This is a genomic window from Rhodococcus sp. ZPP (assembly GCF_017656075.1).
In the GTDB taxonomy this organism is placed as follows: Bacteria; Actinomycetota; Actinomycetes; order Mycobacteriales; family Mycobacteriaceae; genus Rhodococcus_F; species Rhodococcus_F oxybenzonivorans.
In genome coordinates this window covers 212,484-230,319 of record NZ_CP058638.1, presented here as the reverse complement: position 1 = coordinate 230,319, position 17,836 = coordinate 212,484, and the positions used below count along the sequence as shown (strand labels likewise).

The 17,836-nt window shown below is 63.2% G+C and carries 15 protein-coding genes and 2 pseudogenes; 6 read left to right on the top strand and 11 right to left on the bottom strand.

Annotated features, from left to right (window positions below):
* Positions 1-11: 11 nt before the first annotated feature.
* The 6 genes from HYG77_RS01130 to HYG77_RS01105 form a co-directional block, all read right to left on the bottom strand.
* The gene (locus HYG77_RS01130; RefSeq protein ID WP_208961638.1) at positions 12-878 is read right to left on the bottom strand and encodes an SMP-30/gluconolactonase/LRE family protein; all 867 of its coding nucleotides are present in this window, start codon (positions 876-878) and stop codon (positions 12-14) included.
* 259 nt (positions 879-1,137) lie between these two features.
* Positions 1,138-2,769, bottom strand: a complete 1,632-nt coding sequence (locus tag HYG77_RS01125; protein WP_109329781.1) for an NAD(P)/FAD-dependent oxidoreductase — start codon at positions 2,767-2,769, stop codon at positions 1,138-1,140.
* Positions 2,770-2,815: 46 nt separating this feature from the next.
* A complete protein-coding gene (locus HYG77_RS01120) occupies positions 2,816-4,432 on the bottom strand; it encodes an AMP-binding protein (protein WP_109329783.1) in 1,617 nt (538 codons plus the stop codon).
* The gene (locus HYG77_RS01115; protein ID WP_109329785.1) at positions 4,429-5,502 is read right to left on the bottom strand and encodes an acyl-CoA dehydrogenase family protein; all 1,074 of its coding nucleotides are present in this window, start codon (positions 5,500-5,502) and stop codon (positions 4,429-4,431) included. Before HYG77_RS01115 ends, HYG77_RS01120 begins: the two co-directional genes overlap by 4 nt.
* Complete coding sequence (locus tag HYG77_RS01110) at positions 5,502-6,668, bottom strand: acyl-CoA dehydrogenase family protein (protein ID WP_208963247.1); 1,167 nt, start codon at positions 6,666-6,668, stop codon at positions 5,502-5,504. Before HYG77_RS01110 ends, HYG77_RS01115 begins: the two co-directional genes overlap by 1 nt.
* A gap of 19 nt (positions 6,669-6,687) precedes the next feature.
* Positions 6,688-7,461 carry an enoyl-CoA hydratase-related protein gene (locus HYG77_RS01105; RefSeq protein ID WP_105418272.1) on the bottom strand — a complete coding sequence of 258 codons (774 nt, stop codon included), beginning with the start codon at positions 7,459-7,461 and terminating at the stop codon, positions 6,688-6,690.
* A 600-nt stretch (positions 7,462-8,061) separates the two neighbouring features.
* On the opposite strand from HYG77_RS01105, the gene HYG77_RS01100 reads away from it, so the two are divergent.
* Entirely contained in the window at positions 8,062-9,378 is a 1,317-nt protein-coding gene (locus HYG77_RS01100) for a TetR/AcrR family transcriptional regulator (RefSeq protein ID WP_244461406.1), read from the top strand.
* A gap of 162 nt (positions 9,379-9,540) precedes the next feature.
* Here HYG77_RS01100 and HYG77_RS01095 read toward each other — a convergent pair.
* A pseudogene (locus tag HYG77_RS01095) lies at positions 9,541-9,790 on the bottom strand (hypothetical protein); the annotation flags it as partial.
* Between the two features lie 184 nt (positions 9,791-9,974).
* Between HYG77_RS01095 and HYG77_RS01090 the strand changes: the two are divergent.
* The 4 genes from HYG77_RS01090 (at position 9,975) to HYG77_RS01075 (ending at position 13,156) form a co-directional block, all read left to right on the top strand.
* Positions 9,975-10,379, top strand: coding sequence for a hypothetical protein (locus HYG77_RS01090; RefSeq protein WP_109329791.1), 405 nt, complete (start codon positions 9,975-9,977; stop codon positions 10,377-10,379).
* A 398-nt stretch (positions 10,380-10,777) separates the two neighbouring features.
* Positions 10,778-11,269 carry an SRPBCC family protein gene (locus HYG77_RS01085; RefSeq protein ID WP_208961637.1) on the top strand — a complete coding sequence of 164 codons (492 nt, stop codon included), beginning with the start codon at positions 10,778-10,780 and terminating at the stop codon, positions 11,267-11,269.
* Positions 11,270-11,685: 416 nt separating this feature from the next.
* On the top strand, positions 11,686-12,531 hold the full coding sequence (locus HYG77_RS01080; protein WP_208961636.1) for a pentapeptide repeat-containing protein: 846 nt from the start codon (positions 11,686-11,688) through the stop codon (positions 12,529-12,531).
* A 52-nt stretch (positions 12,532-12,583) separates the two neighbouring features.
* On the top strand, positions 12,584-13,156 hold the full coding sequence (locus HYG77_RS01075) for a hypothetical protein (RefSeq protein ID WP_208961635.1): 573 nt from the start codon (positions 12,584-12,586) through the stop codon (positions 13,154-13,156).
* Positions 13,157-13,599: 443 nt separating this feature from the next.
* Here HYG77_RS01075 and HYG77_RS01070 read toward each other — a convergent pair.
* The 4 genes and pseudogenes from HYG77_RS01070 to HYG77_RS01055 all read right to left on the bottom strand — a co-directional run.
* Positions 13,600-14,019, bottom strand: a pseudogene (locus tag HYG77_RS01070) (maleylpyruvate isomerase); the annotation flags it as partial.
* Positions 14,020-14,231: 212 nt separating this feature from the next.
* Positions 14,232-15,272, bottom strand: coding sequence for an NAD(P)-dependent alcohol dehydrogenase (locus HYG77_RS01065; RefSeq protein WP_208961634.1), 1,041 nt, complete (start codon positions 15,270-15,272; stop codon positions 14,232-14,234).
* 130 nt (positions 15,273-15,402) lie between these two features.
* Positions 15,403-15,864, bottom strand: coding sequence for a MerR family transcriptional regulator (locus tag HYG77_RS01060; RefSeq protein ID WP_208961633.1), 462 nt, complete (start codon positions 15,862-15,864; stop codon positions 15,403-15,405).
* A gap of 205 nt (positions 15,865-16,069) precedes the next feature.
* The gene (locus tag HYG77_RS01055) at positions 16,070-16,240 is read right to left on the bottom strand and encodes a hypothetical protein (RefSeq protein WP_208961632.1); all 171 of its coding nucleotides are present in this window, start codon (positions 16,238-16,240) and stop codon (positions 16,070-16,072) included.
* Between the two features lie 365 nt (positions 16,241-16,605).
* On the opposite strand from HYG77_RS01055, the gene HYG77_RS01050 reads away from it, so the two are divergent.
* A complete protein-coding gene (locus HYG77_RS01050; RefSeq protein WP_208961631.1) occupies positions 16,606-17,835 on the top strand; it encodes a glycosyltransferase in 1,230 nt (409 codons plus the stop codon).
* The last annotated feature ends 1 nt before the right edge of the window (position 17,836 follow it).

The window sequence follows — 17,836 nt, the reverse complement described above, 5'->3', positions numbered from 1 at the left end:
TCTCCTCGCGTTCAGATGGACGCCGGAACTCCGGTGCGCCCGACCTGCGCGACGGCCACATGAGCAGTCGAGCGTCCTTCGTGAAACTCTTCGAGCGTCGTTGTATTGCAGCAGAGGTAGAGGGTGTCGAGGTTCTCTCCGCCGAATGCGCACGCCACTGCCCACGTGTCGGTGACCTCGACCTTATCGGTGATCTGGCCGCCTTCGACGACCCGATAGAAGCCGCTGTCGACACCGAGGGTCAACGCGTTCCCGAACCAGAGGCCGCCGTCACTATCCAGGGCGATGCCATCGGGGTGAAACGACTCGTCGAGCTGCGCCCATACTCGGTGGTTGGTCAGACCGCCATCTTCCGCCATGTCGAACGCGCTGATGCGGTGCGGGAAGGTTTCCGCGACCAGCAGGGTGCCATCGGGGGTACGTGCGCAGCCGTTGGGGAAGATCAGATCTCCAGGTACCTGCGAGACGCTGCCGTCGGCACGGATGTGGACGAGGTTTGTCGGCTTCGGATCCTCTTCACCGAGCGCGAATCCGAAATTGCCGGCATAAGCGTCGCCCGCCGGTGAAACGTACAGGTCGTTGCCGATCCCTCCAGCCAGTGCGCTGAAGTCGGCATACTGCTCGAGCTTGCCGCCGGCGGTGATGCGATACACCGACCGCTCGTTCTGCGAGACGACAAGTGGTGTCCCGTCGGGAAGGAAACCGAGTCCGGACGGTCGTCCGGGCACTTTAATTATCGGCGTTGCGGCGCCGTCCTCAGCGAAGGTGAGCACCTGTTCGCCGAAGAAGTCGCTGGCCCAGAGTTTTCCGTCATGCCAGCGAGGTGCCTCGAGAAACTGATGCCCGGTCGAGAATGCTGTGGGTTGGTAGGTAGCCATCGCGTGAACTCCTAAGTCCGTGCGGGTTGAGGTACTGGGTGATTTTCACTCGGCTGTCAGGAATTGGGTCCCGAGCCAAGGATTCGGCACGATTGTGGTGGATCAGCTCCTTGTGGAGAGGGTGGTCGACGAAAATTCGAAATCCCTCTCGGAAATCGTCGATTTCACTGGTCTAAATGGACGGCTTAAAGGTGAATGTCACAACATGTATGAGCATGTTTACCCTCGGGTTCCGATCGGGGTGGCTGGTCAGGTGAGATCAGACAAGTTCGAACTGCTCCTGATATCCACCGGCAGCAGCCTTCTCGAGGATTTCGAGATATACCGAGAGACCGCCGGGATACATGAGCATTTCGACGGTTTTGCCGGGTACGTTTGCGCCCATGTACCATGACTTGGCCAGGGGGAACAGGGTGGCCGAGGTGAGATCAGCGATATGCGCACCCCAGTATTGTTGGGCTTCCGGCTTGGCCTCGATGCGGGTATAGCCGTTGTTCCGCATGTGCTCGACGATTTGGATCAGATGTTCGCCTTCAAGTTCGGCGCATGTCGGACCATTGCAGAATGCGTTCGGGCTCTGGGGCCCGTAGACGTACAGAAGATTCGGGAAGCCTACTGTCGCCTTGCCCAGTGCTGTCCGGCTGCCGCCGCGGAACACCTCCTCGAAGGTCTCATTGCTGGTGCCGCGAATATCGATGGCAGTCAAACCTCCGGTGACCGAGTCGAAGCCGGTGGCCAGCACGATGACATCGACTTCGTGTCGGGTTCCGTCCGCGGTGACGATGGCGTCACTGGTGACCTCCCGGATCGGATTGGCAGAGGAATCGACAAGCTCGACATCGTCACGGCACAGGCTCTCGAAGTAGTTCTGCTCCAGGGAGACACGCTTGACGCCCCACGGGTGGATCGGCTCGGTCGGTGCAAGCAGTTCCACCAGCTCCGGCCTGGTGATGCGTTGACGTGTCTTGTCCCGCCAGAACGCGTACAGGATGTCGTTGTCGTCCTTGTCGAACAGGACATTCAGGAAGCCACCCAGCCAGGGCTGTAGTCCACCGTTGGTCCAGAGTTCCTCGAGTATTTCGTTGCGACGTTCCTCGCTCAGATCCTGGAGGTTCTCTTTGAGGAAGTCATAATCGAAACCGGCCCAGGTGTTCTTGCGGTTGGCGAATCGCTCCGGGTAGGTCTTCTTCATCTCGGCATTGTCCGCCTCAGTGAGCGCTCGCTGATTCATCGGAAGCGCGGTGTTAGGGGTGCGCTGGAACACCGTCAGATGATCTGCGACTTTCGAGGCCTCCTGGATTACCTGGATGCCGCTGGCTCCGGTGCCGATGACGGCGACCCGCTTGCCCGCAAGGTCGTAGCCCTCCAGTGGCCAGCGTGCTGTGTGGAAGTAGTCGCCCCCGAACTTCTCGAGGCCAGGGAGCTTGGGGAAGAGGGGCTTGGAGCCGGCACCGAGACACATGATCACGAACCGCGCCTGGGTGGTGAATTCCTCACCGGTGCGCTCGTTGCGGGAGACCAATGTCCACTTATGGGTTTCTTCATCGAACCGGCCTGCCAGGACACGGGTCTCGTAGCGGACGTCTTTGCTCAGGTCGAGCTTCTCGTCGACGTATTCGAAGTAGCGAACCAGCTCGTCACGACCGGGGTACATCTCGCTCCAGTTCCAGTCGCGCCAGAGCTCTTCACGCGAGAACTGGTAGACCGGCGCCCAGGTATCGACGCGTGCACCTGGATAGGAATTCCAATGCCAGACGCCGCCGAGTCCGGTGCCGGCCTCGTAGATCTTGACGTTGTAGCCGAGGGTGCGCAGCCGGTCGAGCTGGTAGACGCCGGAGAAGCCGCCGCCGATGACGAGGACGTCGAGTTCCTCGAGGAGTGTGGTGTTCACGGGAGTTTCCTTTCGGAAGGGGTACGAGGGAGATGGGGGAGTGCGATCAGACAGCGTTGTCGGAGGCCAGAGCGTCTCGGATTCGGTCACGCAGGACGAACTTTTGGATCTTGCCTGTCGCCGTCCGCGGTAGTTGTTCGACGACTTCGAGCCGCTCGGGCAGCTTCTGGGTAGCCACCCGATGTTCGCGCAGGAACGACGTGAGCTCGTCCAGGGCAGGTGGATGCGCCTGGTCGCTCGGTACCACATAGGCGCAGATGCGTTCGACCATGATCGGGTCGGGCATGCCGATCACCGCGATATCGGCAATACCGGGATATTCGAAGAGCAGGTCTTCGATCTCCTTGGCGGAAATGTTCTCCCCGCCCCGGACGATGATGTCCTTACGCCGGCCGGTGATCTGGATGTACCCGTCCTCGTCGATCACCGCCAGATCACCGGTCCGAAACCAGCCATCCGAGGTGAAGGCATCCGCATTGAGTGTCGAATCGACGTATCCGGTGAACAGGTCAGGGCCGCGAACCTGCAGGTCGCCGACCGCGCCCGGAGGGACCGGAGTGTCGTGTTCATCGACAGCCCTCGCTTCTGCGGACCCGATAGGACGCCCGTCGGTGGTGGCGCGCTTGTCCAGCGGATCGCTCGCGTTTCCGCCGGACAGAGTCGGGAATTCGGTCGATCCGTAGATGCGGGTCGCGGTGCAGCCCAGCTGCTCCTCGGCCTGCCGGATCAGTTCGGGAGGTACGTCGGCGCCACCGCAACCAAACACCCGCAGGGTGATGTCGTACTCGGCGCGATGCGGGTGGTGTACCAGCCCGTGCAAGAAGGGTGTGGCACCGACGACGAACGTGCAGCGTCGGCGTTGCAGCAACTCCAGGCCGGCGCCGGGGTCCCAGATATCTTGGAACACGACATGGCTGCCGAGCATGAACGGCAACTGCAGTCCGTACAGAATGCCGGTGATGTGACCGACCGGTGAGGGCATGTACACGATGTCCTCGCCGGTCAGATCGAAGAGTTCGATGATGCTCCGGTTCTCGTAATCCAGGCTTTCGTGGGTGTGCAGAGCACCCTTCGGATCGGAGGTGGTTCCGGATGTGTACAAAAGCAATGCGATATCGGTGCTGGCGTGCGAGACGGGATTGTCGAGTGGAGTGGCGCCCGAGAGGATTTGGTCGAACTCGTTGTCGGAACCGCGAACGGTGATCACATGCTCGAGGTCGGGGAGCGTGGGCGCCAACTCGTCGAACATCCCGCGGTGGTCGAAGGTGCGGAACATGCCGGGCACAAACGCGATACGCGCTCGCGATTGCTTCAGAATGAACTGCACTTCGCGATGTCGATAGATCGGGATGATCGGGGTGGAGACCGCGCCGATCCGCAGCGCACCGTGATGTACGACGATCGCTTCGAGCCAGTTCGGCAACTGCCAGACCACCGAGTCGCCCGGCCGGATCCCACGCTCGAGTAGCACGCCGGCCAACCGGCGGATCATGGCGTCGAGTTCGGCATAACTGACCTGACGATCGCCATCGACCACAGCCAGCCGATCGGGGTGATGGTGTGCATACTCGGCCAAACCAGAATCGATCGTGCTGCGGCTCCACTCGCCGCTGGTGAGGTAGCGGTCGCGGCGCGCGGAATCGGTGTGAGTTGCGGTGATCATCGGTCGACTCCGTCGGTCAGGCGCCGCGAACCGATGAGTGCGTGGAGTTCGTGCTCGTCCCCATACCAGGTCCGCAGGGCGAGGACGCGGCGGTAGTACCAGTGTAGGTCGTATTCGGTGGTGAAGCCGATCCCGCCATGCAACTGCAAGGCGTCCTCGACCACCTGTCGTCCGGCGCCGGCGGCATAGGCCTTGGCCGTCCACGTTGCCATCTCGATGTCGAAATCAACCTCAGCAGAGGAAATATCGGAAACCGTTGCCTCACAGAGCGCCTCCATCGAGATGGCCGCCTGTGCCATCGACGCCGCAATGTGTTTCACGGCTTGGAAGGATCCGACGGGCTTGCCGAATTGCTGGCGCTGCGCGACGTACTCGACAGTTTTCTCGAGCATACGGCGGGCGATACCACTGATTTCGCACGCGGTGAGAAGCCGGAACCATGCCCGGATCTGTCGTAGGAGTGTGGCCGCTTCGGTTCCGGTGGCGAGGATCTCGGCGTCGGTGACAGTTCGCGATGCGATCTCCAGGCGCACGTATTGCGATGTGGGATCGGAACTGGTGATCGGCGTGAGTGCCAGCGCCGGGTCACTGCCCGGTAGGAGCAGCAGCGCCGGTCCGTCCGGGCCGTCGACTGCCAGTACCAGCGAGTCGGCCTCGGCGCCGAAGCGTACGAGTTCGATCGTTCCCTGGATCTGCCCCGATTCCATGTGCACGGAACCGATCGAGGATGCCCAGTCGAGGGTGACGGCAGGGTCGGCGAAGGCGACGAGCGAACCGTCGGGAATGTCGAGGTACGCCGGCAGGATCAGTTGCTCGACCAGGGGGCCGGGTATGAGCCGATCACCGACCAAGACGATCAGACCGGCGACCGCGGTCAGGTCGATTCCTAGACCACCGCGGTTTTCGGGGCGGGTCAGCTCGGACCAGCCGAGGTCGTCGAGTTCGGCCATCAGCTCCGGGTCCCAGCCGCCGCTGAGCAGGGCATGGTGGTAGTCGGATGTGACACGGCGGTCAAAGAATTCGCGGATCGGGGTGACGAGGTCCACGTCAGCTGCGGTGAGACTCATCATCAGCTCCTGGGTAGGCCGAGCAGTCGCTCGGCAACAATGTTGCGTTGGATCTGTGATGTACCGCCGTAGATCGATGCGGCACGCGAGAAGTAGTGATCGTGAATCAACTGCGCGGCGTTCAGCCCGAGAGGTTGTGATTCGGCGTCGAGGCGGAACGGTCCGAGGAGATCGGCGAGGGCGCGGCCGACCACCTGCTCTGCGTCGTTGAGGACGAGCTTGTCGATCGAGTCGAGCGGATGTGGTCCCTCTTCGTCGATCAGGCGTTGCACAGTTCGGCGGATCTGAGCGTCCAACACCCGCAGCGCCACGTGTGACTCTCCGATGGCGGTGCTGATCCGACTATTGGTCGCCGATTCCGGGGAGGTGCCTCGTAGTCCGTCGATCGTCTTCTCGACACCCCAGCCGATCTCCACCTGTCGGCGCATTGCATAGTTGCCACGTTCCTGAGACAGGGTGTCGAGGGCAATTCGCCAGCCGTCGTTTTCCTTGCCGACCAGGTTGCCGACCGGGACTTCGACGTTGTCGAAGAAGACCTCACAGAATTCGGCATCGCCTGTCATCTGGACGAGTGGACGGACGGTGATTCCGGGGGAACTCATGTCGACGATGAGGTAGGAGATGCCGGCGTGCTTGGGTTCGGCGTCGGGGTCGGTGCGGCACAGCAATGCGCACCAACTGGCCTGATTGCCCCAACTGGTCCAGACCTTCTGTCCGTTGACGACGTACTTGTCCCCGTCGCGAAGAGCGCGGGTCCGCAGTGATGCGAGGTCGGAGCCGGCAGAGGGTTCGGAGAACCCCTGACACCAGATGTCTTCGCCCGCGAGCAGAGGTGGCAGAAGACGGGTGCGCTGTTCGGGCGAACCGTACCGGTGGATCGAGGGGCCGACCACATCGAGGCCGATCAATCCGATCGGGGCGGGTGCATGAGCGCGCGCCAGCTCCTCGGAGAAGACTTGCTGGTGCCGCGCGGTGAGGCCACGTCCGCCGGCTTCACGTGACCATCCCAGCCCCATCCATCCGGCATCGAATAGTGTGCGCTGCCATCGACGAAGGACGTTGAACCGTTCCTCCAGCTCCAACGGCACGGTGGGGATCTCCGTTTCGGCAAGCCACCTCCGAGCCTCGCGCCGCAGTTCGGCGATCTCGGTGATCTGCTCGACCGGCACAGGTGAAACAGCATTCATCTCATGCTCCCGTGTAGGCCGGTGCGCGATGCTCGAAGAACGCTGCTACGGCCTCTTTGGCGTCTGAGTAAGCGGACAACTCGCCGGAAAGACCCTGCTCGAACTCGTATCCGCCCTTGAGGTCCTGGTATTCGATCGCATTGAGGCTGCGCTTGGCGAACCGCAACGTGACCGGCGAGTGCCGGACCATCTTGGCCGCCACGTCGTAGGCTACGTCGAGGAGCTGATCGGGCTCGACGACTTTCAAGACGCCGCCCTGCTGCGCGAGTTCCTCGGCAGACAGCGGTTCGCCGGTGAGGTGCAGATAGCGGACCAACTGCTGTGGTACCAGGCGTGAGGCATGTTTGGCGCCGCCCATCACACCGACGTTGACCTCGGGAAGCGTGAAGGTGGCGCCCTTGGCTGCCACGACCAGATCACACGACGCTGCCAGGGCCAATCCGGTGCCCACGGCCACTCCGTGGACAGCTGCGATCACCGGCAACGGGCAATCGTAGATCGACCAGAACGCTTCACGGACCGCAAGCATGCGCTCACCGGCGTTTTCCGGCGTCATCGTCTGGAATTCGGTGAGATCGTTGCCGCCGCAGAAGTGCTTGCCGGCGCCGGTCAAGACGATCGCCCGAGCCTCGGGGAGGTACTCCTCCGTGTGGGTGAAGAACCACTTGATCTCTGCGTACATCTCGCGGGTGACCGCGTTGACCGGCGGGCGGGTAAGCCAGACCGTGCCTACCTTCTGATCGGTCTTCCATTGCAAAAATTGCAGATCCTTCATCAAAGTTCCTTTGTTCGAACGGGCGTAAGCAGAAGCTGTGACCGGCCGGGTGGGGATGGTCGCCTCCATGAGGCGACATGTCCTTGATCCCTAGTGGTTTGCTTCACAACCTGATGTGCTTCTACTCACATTAGTAGGCCCCTCTCCGTAGATATGTCAATAGCTCGTATCTGAAGATGTGGAACTGATCGGGGCCAGGAAGTTCAGAGGATGCATCATTGAACTTTCGTTCATCGCAAGCGGATGACCTGGTTGAGCCCGTAAAAGCGGAGCAGGGAGGGCTGACTCCCCGCGAGTGAACGAGGCAGCGCGAGGTGTGCCTAGCTGCGTGTTAAGCCGACAATGTCATGCGGACTTATCTTCTGTTGAATCGAGCAGGTAGCATCAAATCAACGACGTTTGTCCATGGCTCTTATCGTAAAATGTGCGTACTGTACGGACTGCGGCCGTAATGGAGACCTCACCTACGCTCGGGCGCAGTGCGCCTGCGCCGCCCCGCATGGGAAGGAGGCATTGTGTCCGATCGGCTCTCGAACGGCGGCAGTGCGGGATACTGCGGTGGACCGTCCGCCGCGGGTATATCGTCGGAAGGCTGTCTTGATGGCTGTGCCGCCAGTCCGGACACCGTGTGCATCCCATAGGGGCCTCGAGGAGGAAAAGGGTGTCGTGACCGCATCGCAAACTGTGAAGGCGTCCACTGCCTCGCGCCGGCGACCTCGTGACCGGCGTGCGCAGATACTCCACAACGCCAGTGAATTGTTCACGAAATACGGGTTTCACGCCGTGCGGATGGAAGACATCGCTGAGGCAACCGACGTCACCGCACGGGCGATCTACCGGCACTTCGCCAACAAGCAGGATCTACTGTCGCAGGTGGTCCTCGAAGACCAGGACCGACTGCTCATGGCAGCCCAATCCGCCGAGAGTTCCGAATCCGACGTCTGCAGCTTGGAGCAGTTGTTGACGTGGATGGTCGAGGCATCACTGGAGAGCCTACGACTCGGCCCCCTATGGCAGCGAGAAGCACGGCACCTCACCGCCGATGACTTCGAGCGAGTGCGCGAGGGTACTCGTCGCATCGGAGGCGCGGTGCGAAGGGCCATTGAAAAAGCCGATCCCTCCAAGAGTAGATTCGGTGCCGACGTACGCGCGTGGATGGCAGTGAGCATCATTACCAGCCCAGGGCACTACGACCGTTCGCTGTCACAGCGTCGCCTCTCCCCACTGCTGGTGTCTGCTGCGTTGGCAGCCATCAATACCCCTGAATGCGCGTCAGCGTCACCCGAGTCGCGCGATGCGCCTGCGGCGGAGGCTCCAGTCGCAAATGAACGGCCAGGTACATCACGTCGCGAACAGATCATCGCAGCAGCTGCGCGCGCGTTCCGGGAGCGCGGTTTCGGTGGAGTCAGCCTCGACGAGTTCGGCATCGCAGGCCCTGCCGTCTACAGGTACTTCGACAGCAAGGCAGACATCCTCTCCGCCTTGATCATTCGAGTACAGGAATGGATGGCCCTGGAGAGCTCCAGGGCCATGCATCACAGCGCCTCGGATGAACAGGTCATCGAAGGCCTCGTGAGAGGTTATGTGCGTATCGCAACCGAAGCAACGGATCTGCTCGCCGTTTCGGTTACCGAAGCCCTCAACCTCCCCGCTAGTGCTGCCGAGCGTAATCGGCGAGTCCGCCAGGACGACCTCGCCGAATGGGTCAAATGGCTACGAATCTCGCGTTCAGAAGTCACCGAGGCCGACGCACTCGCGCTGGTGAATGCGGTTCGCACGGCACTCAACGATCTTGTCCGTATTCCGCACCTTTCACGACACGCAGAGTTCCCCGACGAGCTTGTTGCGTGCTCGCTGAATGCTCTTCTGAATACCCCGATGCCATCGGCACGATCGGGTCGGCGGCGTGATGAATAACCATGGTTGGTTAGAGAGCGGTGCCCGAGAGTCCGCTGCCCAAGGCCCCGAAGACGACTCATGCCGTCGGCGAGCTGAGTATCCGCATACTGTGCCGACACGGATTGCGAGCCGAGTCGGTCGATGGCGAACCACGGGCACCGACGTGGGCAAGTGCCGATCCGATGTCAGTGTGTCCAGCAGCTCGTCCGTGGTAAGGCCTTTGCCGCACACGTGCTCCGCGGCGCCGAGTTCGAAGCTTCCCGCGACCGCCACTCGCCCCCACGCCAGTTGTTCACGGGTGGTCCACAGTTCGATGCTCCAGTCGATGCATAGCCGCAGCGTCTGTTGCCGTGTCGGCGCACCTGGGGCTGCCGCGGGTCAGCAGGGTGTAGCGGTCGGTCAGCCGCTCGAGAATCTGCTCGGGAGACATCGCCCGCAACCGAGCGGCCGCCAGCTCGATTGGTAACGGCAACCCGTCGAGCCGGTGACAGATGCCCGCCACCGCCACCGCATTCTTTTCGGTCACGTGTCCGGCAACCGCGGACCAGGTGGTCGATTGGCCCGGAACCGGGCTTGTCGGGGACTGACAGCCCGTAACCAGCTAACCTGCGCAGATGAGGTTCTTGGTCGGCTGCTCCTACGTCAGTGTGTTGTGCGCCTTACTGATCGGAGTGTGGGTGCTTCCCCAGCTGTTGACGAAGGGATATATCGATGTCGGCGGTTCCCCGGCCTTCGAGCCGTTGTTCATCTATCCAGGGGTTGTCGGGTTTGTCGTCTGCATCATGGCTGCTGCGACATCGTTGGTCCTGTTTGGACGCCGCCGACTTACATCGGTCGGTCAACGCCTCATCGCGGCTGGCCAGGTGTTTACAGTCGCGTTGTTCGCCGCATGTATTGCGTCGCTGCGGCTGCCGTCGGCGACTGGATGGGAGCTACTCGCACTGCCCGGGGCATTGCTGATCGGTCAGACCGCGGTGGGGGCCGGCTTGGTGTTTTCGAGATCGCTGAGGGGCACCTGATGAACGGGCTGCTGTGAGCGCTTGCTTGCCGCGACTGGCCTGACCGGTTGCGATCCGTTGCGGAGCCACCTGTCGGTCGGAGTGCGGTGTGGTACATGACCGCGTAGAACGCCACGAGCCGCCGCATGCGCTTGCGATGCGGGAACGGAACTGACGTACGACACGGTGGTGAGCAACTGTGCCGCCCCTGGGCCCGCGCTTCGCGGTGGACAACGGCTTCGGCGAGCCGCACGTCGACGGGTGCGGCGCAGCCGCAACACGCACTTGCCCTTCGCAGATAGGCGATCCCGCCGTGAGCACCCGGAAACCGGGAGATCGTTGGACGTGCCATGACCTCACAGTATGAAGCGAGGGTGCTAGCGTCGGCTTCCTTACTCGGGAACCAGGAGCGCTCCGCCATGAAGTACACCGTCTCGATCGAGATCGCCCTGCCTCTGGAGACAGTGGTACAGCTGCTCGCCGACTCGGCACATCTGCCGAAGTGGCTGCGGGGTCTGGTGCTGCACGAGCCGCTGAGTGGGGTGCACGGGCAGGTCGGTACCAGATCGCGAGTCGTGATGCAGATGGGGAAGCACAAGTTCGAGGGCACCGAGACCATCACGCGTCGGGAACCGGCAGACCTGCCCGGGATCCCGAAAGGGAGCGTCGTTCACTTCGACCGCGAGATCGTCGGCGAGGGCATGTGGAGTGCGGTGCGCGACCGGTTGACCGAAGCGGGTCCGGAGATGACGCTCTGGGTGAGCGAGAGCGAATACCGGTTCAGCGGCTTGCTGATGCGCCTGGTGGGGCTGCTGATGCCCGGCTCCTTCCGCAAGCAGTCGCTACAGCACATGCAGGACTTCAAGGCGTTCGCCGAGCAGGGAAAGGACGTCCGCGAAGCGAAGGACTGATCTACGAGCAGCTCTCGTCTCCCGAAGAGTAGAGCAGCCGGACGTGACCTCATGAGGCACCGCAAGGGGTCCGGTTTCGGAAACCGCTCGGAAGCTCGGGGTTCCGATTCGGGCGATCGGGCTGGGTGAGCGCGGTGTGGACGAGTTGCGGGTCGCCGCGGCCTAGCTGGTACTTTGTGTGCAGTGCTTACCATAACTCGTCTGTGACCCAGACCCTTAGCGTTGATTGTGTGCCGCGCCTTCGTGCGGTGGTGATTCCGTGTGCCTCGAGAGGGAACCCGTTGGCGGGTTCCCTCCTCCTGTCCTGCATTGGAATCGCCACTTGGAGCTCACTTGATCATTTCATCGACAACCATGTCCATGCCGCGTCGGCAGCGCCCGTTCGTCCTCCGCCGTGCTGAGCTGGAGATTCTGCGATGACCGCCGGTCCTGCGCCTCAGCGCCGTCAGAATCTGCGCGCCGACTGCGGAAGCTGTTTCGCCTTGTGCTGCACTGCGTTCGGGTTCTCGCGATCGGTCGATTTCGCCGAGGACAAGCCAGCCGGCACGCCATGCCGGCACCTCGGTTCGGAGTTCTCCTGCACCGTCCACGCGGGACTCCGCTCACGGGGGTTCCGCGGCTGTACAGTTTTCGACTGTTTCGGCGCCGGCCAGGCCGTATCCCAGCGATTGTTCTCCGGGATCAGCTGGCGGGAGCGTCCGGATTTGCAGCAACGCATGTTTGCCGCCTTCAAGGTCATGAAGCAACTGCACGAGATGCTGTGGTACCTGCTCGAGGCGCAGGCGCGTACCTATGACCCGGACGCTGCACATGAAGCTCGCGACCTCGCCTCAGTCATCACCGCACTGACTCGTGGCGGCCTGCCCGAACTACTCACGGTCGATATGGATGCTCTGCATTCCGATGTCAGAGCAGTCCTCGTCGACACCAGTGAGGAAGTTCGCGCTTCCTACTTCGCCGAAAGTGGACACCTGGACAAGGTCCTCGCTCCCGGGGCGGACCTTGTCGGTAAGAATTTGCGCGCACGCAGATTGTGCGGCGCGGACCTACGCGGAGCCTGTCTGATTGCCGCAGACCTGAGGGAGAGCGACCTCACCGCGGTTGATCTGCTCGGCGCGGATCTCCGTGATGCCAGGTTGGAGGGCGCCGATTTGTCGGCCGCGTTGTACGTCACCCAACCTCAAATCAACGCCGCCCGAGGTAGCGGCGAAACGCGTTTGCCTGCCGGTATTTCTGCTCCCGCACACTGGCACAGTCAGTAGCCGGTCGGCCGACCACATCGTTCCGTCACAGACTATTCCGCCGGATAGAGGGATGTCGACCGTCGGCGTGCTTGCTACGGACACCGGGCACTTGACCGATCTGGCCGCCGGTGTGGCTCACGGCATGGCCATCCCTCTATCCGGCCTGTTCGACGCAACGAAGCTCGGCGGCCTTCGGCAAACCCTCGTGACGCGGTGTTCGACGAGCTTCCTGCACCGTGATGCACTCACACATCTGTCGACACGGATTCGGACCACGCGGGGCGCACTGCAGAACCCTGGTCGGCACGAGCTACCGGTGGACGATCGTGGCACCGAGACGAATACTGCCGGTAAGAAACTCGGCGACTCGGTCGATCTCGGTAAGCGAGCAGCTCACCAGTATTTTCACTTCTACGTCGCGTTTCATCGCGTCAACGGTGAGCGCGACCGCGGTGATGCCGGTGGTCGAGTCCGTACCACGGAAAATATCGACGCCCGCGCCATCGGCTGCTGTGGTGCCGATCAGGTAGCCATAGTCCAGTGGGTAGGTGACGGCAGGATACCTCGGGTGAGCAGTGCCTTTCGGTCGATCTATCCGCACCTCGGCCGAGGAGACGAGACTGTCGAGGGCATCGAAGAATGACATCTGCATCAACACAGTCTGCGGCATCTATGAGGCTCTGATCCGTCCGGTGGGGAATCGTTGACCGGTCGTCAATCCTTCAGAACGCTGGCAACTCCGATGTGTGGGTCTCGGTGACATGTCCGGCTAGCTGGCCGAACGTTGACGTAGGTCGAGTGGCCGCGAGCACTTACCGTGCAAACGAGGAGACGATTCCCGATGTCACCTTCCCCTATCTGGTACTGGCTCGGCGACCATTACTGGTACACGGTGTATCCGTTGATAACGCTGTTCGGCCCGATCTTCAGCTGATCGCGATGGTGGACTCCGCGACGACGTCTACTTCTGGTGCCGTTCCTGTGAGGTCGCGGTCCGGGACGTGCAAAACGACATGAGTGTCGTCGTCGCGTCCCGCAAGCCTGACGAGTGCCCTGGACCGCCCGCGCCGCCGCACTGGTAGGCAATTATCTGAGGACTAGCGGCAGTGTCGCGGTGAGCTCGCCCAGTTCGGCCTTCTCCGCGTCGGTCGGGGCCCGCCGTCCGGTGCCGACCAGCAGCGCGTCCCTGTCGCAGAACGACGTGGGGAAGGTGGTGCCGGCGATCTTCTCCGACATATGGCGGGACTGGGCAAGTCCCTCGATGGGCGGCTGCGCAGCGTCCGGGAGGTGTGCGATGAGGTCGAGGTGAAACTGCAGCAGCCGCGGCTCCTGGTATGCGGCGGCGAGCCGGACGATCAAGGAGTCGAGTGGGTCGTCGCCGCTTGGCGGTGTTTGGGCGAGGTCCCAGTAGGTCACCGCGTTGCGGGTTGGTTCCGAGCCGGTGGGAGTCGCGAGGGTGATCAAGACGTCCTGAGCGTCAATGATCAGGTGGCACACCAAGTCCCGCCGAGCCAGCCGGTGCAGATCGGCAGTGGATATCTGCTCGGTCGCCGCGCCAGCTGACGATCGCCCAGTTGGATGCCAGGGCGGCGTTATCACGTCAGATGTCGCTTGCTTTCATACCCGAGTGAGGCTGCGGGCGAAAACAGACGTTCCCTCCCTTCGATGTGTGATGTGTGGGTGAACGCCCGCCTCGTCCGGCGGGCGTTCACGTTGGGTCAGTTCAGGGTGGCGGTGTCGATGACGAACCGGTATCGGACGTCTGACGCGAGGACGCGCTCGTATGCCTGGTTGATCCGGTCGGCGGGGATCACTTCGATTTCGGATCCGATGCCGTGGTCGGCGCAGAAGTCGAGCATCTCCTGGGTCAGGGCGATGCCGCCGATCATCGACCCGGCGAAGTTGCGGCGGCCGCCGATCAGCGACATCACGTTCAGGCTGAGCGGCTCGGCTGGAGCACCGACATTGACCAGGGAACCGTCGACGGCGAGGAGTCCGAGGTAGGCGTTGAGGTCGATTGCGGCGCTGACCGTGTTGATGATGAGGTCGAACCGGCCGGCGAGCTGCTCGAAGGTTCTGGGGTCGGAGGTGGCGTAGTACGCGTCTGCGCCGAGGCGGAGTCCGTCCTCCTGCTTCTTCAGCGACTGGGACAGCACGGTGACCTCGGCGCCGAGGGCGTGGGCGATCTTGACGGCCATGTGCCCGAGCCCGCCGAGGCCGACGATGGCAACCTTCTTGCCGGGACCGGCGCCCCAGCGGCGCAGCGGGGCGTAGGTGGTGATCCCGGCGCACATTAGGGGAGCCGCCGCAGCCGGGTCCAAGCTTTTCGGGACGGACAGGACGTAGTCGGCATCGACGACGACGTGGGTGGAGTAGCCGCCCTGGGTGGTGGTGCCGTCACGGTCTACGCCGGCGTAGGTGGGGACCATGCCGTCGGTGCAGTATTGCTCGTCGCCGTTGCGGCAGTTGATGCACTGGCCGCAGGAGTTGACCAGGCAGCCGACGCCGACGCGGTCACCGACCTTGTGACGTGTGACGTCGGCGCCGACCTCGGCGACGATGCCGACGATTTCGTGGCCGGGCACAACCGGGAAGGGTTGCGAACCCCAGTCGCCGTTGACGGTGTGGATGTCGGAGTGACAGATGCCGGCGTACTGAATCTCGATAAGGACGTCGTGGGAGCCGACGTCGCGGCGCTCGATGGTCGTGGGAACCAGCGGCTGGCCCGCGGCGGGAGCGGCGTACGCGTGGACACGCATGGCAAATCTTCCTTCTTCTCTGGGGGTCACTTCGGTGGTGAGTAGGGCAGGACCGCGTGACCGGTGGCGCATCCGTCTACGGGCAAGCACCGGGCGTGTACGGGCGAGCACCGGGCGTGCGGGGTGTGGGCTATCGCTTCTTGGTGTTCTTGAGCTCGTCAGCCAGTGCGCTCGCCTCGGCCGCGAGGAGCGTGGCACGGGCCTCGTCGCCCGCGTCGATCGTGCGCCAGTAGTCGATCTTCAGTTCGACGTAGCGTTGGCGGAGTGCCATCTGCCGGGCCTCGAGTGCGAGTTGCTGCCGGCGTTGGGTCAGCAATTCGATCTGCGCGGGGGCGGCCCCGGCCCCGAGTTGTGCGTTGGCGACGTACTCTTTCATGTCGCTGACCGACATCCCGGTTGCCGCCAGGCACGCGATTGCCAACAGCTGTCCCAAGTCGTTCTCGTCGTAGACCCTGTGTCTACTGCTCTCCCCGCGGCTGATCGGCGCGATCACACCGACCGACTCGTAGTAACGCAGCGTGCTGGCCGGAAGTCCGGTCAGTGCGGCCGCGTCCTTGATCGTGTAGTCGCGTGGGGTGGTTCGTGCACTCACGACATAAACGCTAAGAACTTCAAGTACTTGAAGTCAAAGGTTGAGTGGGTCACACCCGAGGGCCTCGTCAAGTTCTGCCGATGTGTCGGTTGAATCGGAGGCTGATTGGTCGCGGGCCGATTCCGAGTTCGGGCTGAGCAACTCCGGTCGCTGCACCAGCAACTGTCGCAGCCGACCGTCGTTTCGTACCCCGCGACCACCACCATCAACGAGGCGGTGCCCACCGCTTCGGACTCCGAGAGCCAGTCGGCTCGTCGGCGGCGGCGAGCTCGCTGAACAAGTCATCGGCCGGGCACTCGGCCTTGGCGGCCAGCAGCGAGTCCGCATCACCGCGGGCGATATCTGCTGTCCGATAGCTGCCGGACAGATCGGGCATGCCCGAGGTTCATGCATACCGCCTTGACGGTTCGGGGGCGAGGCAACCGAATCGCCTATGCGGCAGACATTCTCGCCTGACCAAAGTTGCGGAGTTGATCTCAGCGGAGCCGCAGCAGCGCGGCGCCCACACTTTGAGCGCCGACTTGCGACGGTCGTTGGAGTGGTCTGCACCGGCCGTCCCCGTTGGCACGCGTCGCGTTCGAGCAATTTCTGGGGGGAATGCGTCCGCAACCGGACGAGAAGGAAGGAGACGAACTCTCTTCCACTTTCAATGTATAGCGCACCCGGGGTCTTGCGGCAAGGCCCGGGTTGTGCCGCAAACTTACCGGCCTGAGCCGGAACCGGCGGAATTGGGGGACATGAATGCGTGTGTTGTTGTCGACGTATGGGTCGCGCGGTGATGTCGAACCGTTGGTGGGACTCGTGGTGCAGTTGCAGGACCTCGGCACGGAGGTGCGGGTGTGCGCGCCGCCGGACGAGGACTTCGCGCAGCGCCTGGCTGGTGTCGGCGTATCGATGGTGCCCGTCGGGCAGTCGGCACGTGCGCTGACGACCGCGGCACCGTCTTCGGCGGACCTGCCCCGGCGCGCGGCCGAGTTGATCGCCGCTCAGTTCGAGGCGGTCACTGCTGCGGCCGAGGGATGTGACGGGTTGGTCGCGACCGGTGTGATGCCTGCGGCGGCCGGTGCGTTGTCGGTGGCCGAGAAACTGGGCATTCCGTCCGTGTCCGTGACCTTTCAGCAGCTCACCTTGCCGTCACCGCATCGCCCGCCGCTGGCGTATCCGGGCCGGTCATTCCCGCCGGATGTGACGGACAACCGGACACTCTGGGAGCTGGACGCTCAGAGCATCGATGCGCTTTTCGGTGAGGCGCTCGACACCAACCGGGCGTCGATCGGCCTGCCCCCGGTAAGCCACCTTCGCGACTACGTTTTCGGCGACCGGCCGTGGCTCGCGACGGACCCGATTCTGGACCCGTGGCGAGGGACGTCAGACCTCGATGTCGTCCAGACCGGCGCGTGGATCCCGCCCGACGACCGCCCACTTCCTGCCGACTTGGTGGCATTTCTGGACGCTGGCACACCGCCGGTGTATGTGGGCTTCGGCAGCATGCCCATGGGAGCGGCGAAGGACGCCGCCAGGGTGGCCATCGAGGCGATCCGCGCGCAGGGGCGCCGCGCACTTGTCGGGCGGGGTTGGGCGGACCTCGCCCTGATCGACGACCTCGCCGACTGCTTCGCCGTCGGCGAGGTCAATCAGCAGGCACTGTTCACCCGGGTAGCCGCCGTCGTGCACCACGGCGGCGCGGGAACGACGACGACGGCCACGCGGGCAGGCGCGCCACAGGTGGTGGTACCGCAGGTGGTGGACCAACCGTACTGGGCCGGACGAGTGGCCGCTATGGGTATCGGCGCAGCGCACGACGGTCCGATTCCGACCTTCGAGTCGCTGTCGGCAGCACTCACGGCGGCGCTGACTCCTCAAACCAGAGCACGGGCGGCCGCCGTGGCGGGCACGATCCGCACGGACGGGGCAGCGGTCGCCGCGACGCTGCTGCTCGGCACGATTGAACGACCAACGGATCGGAGCTGAT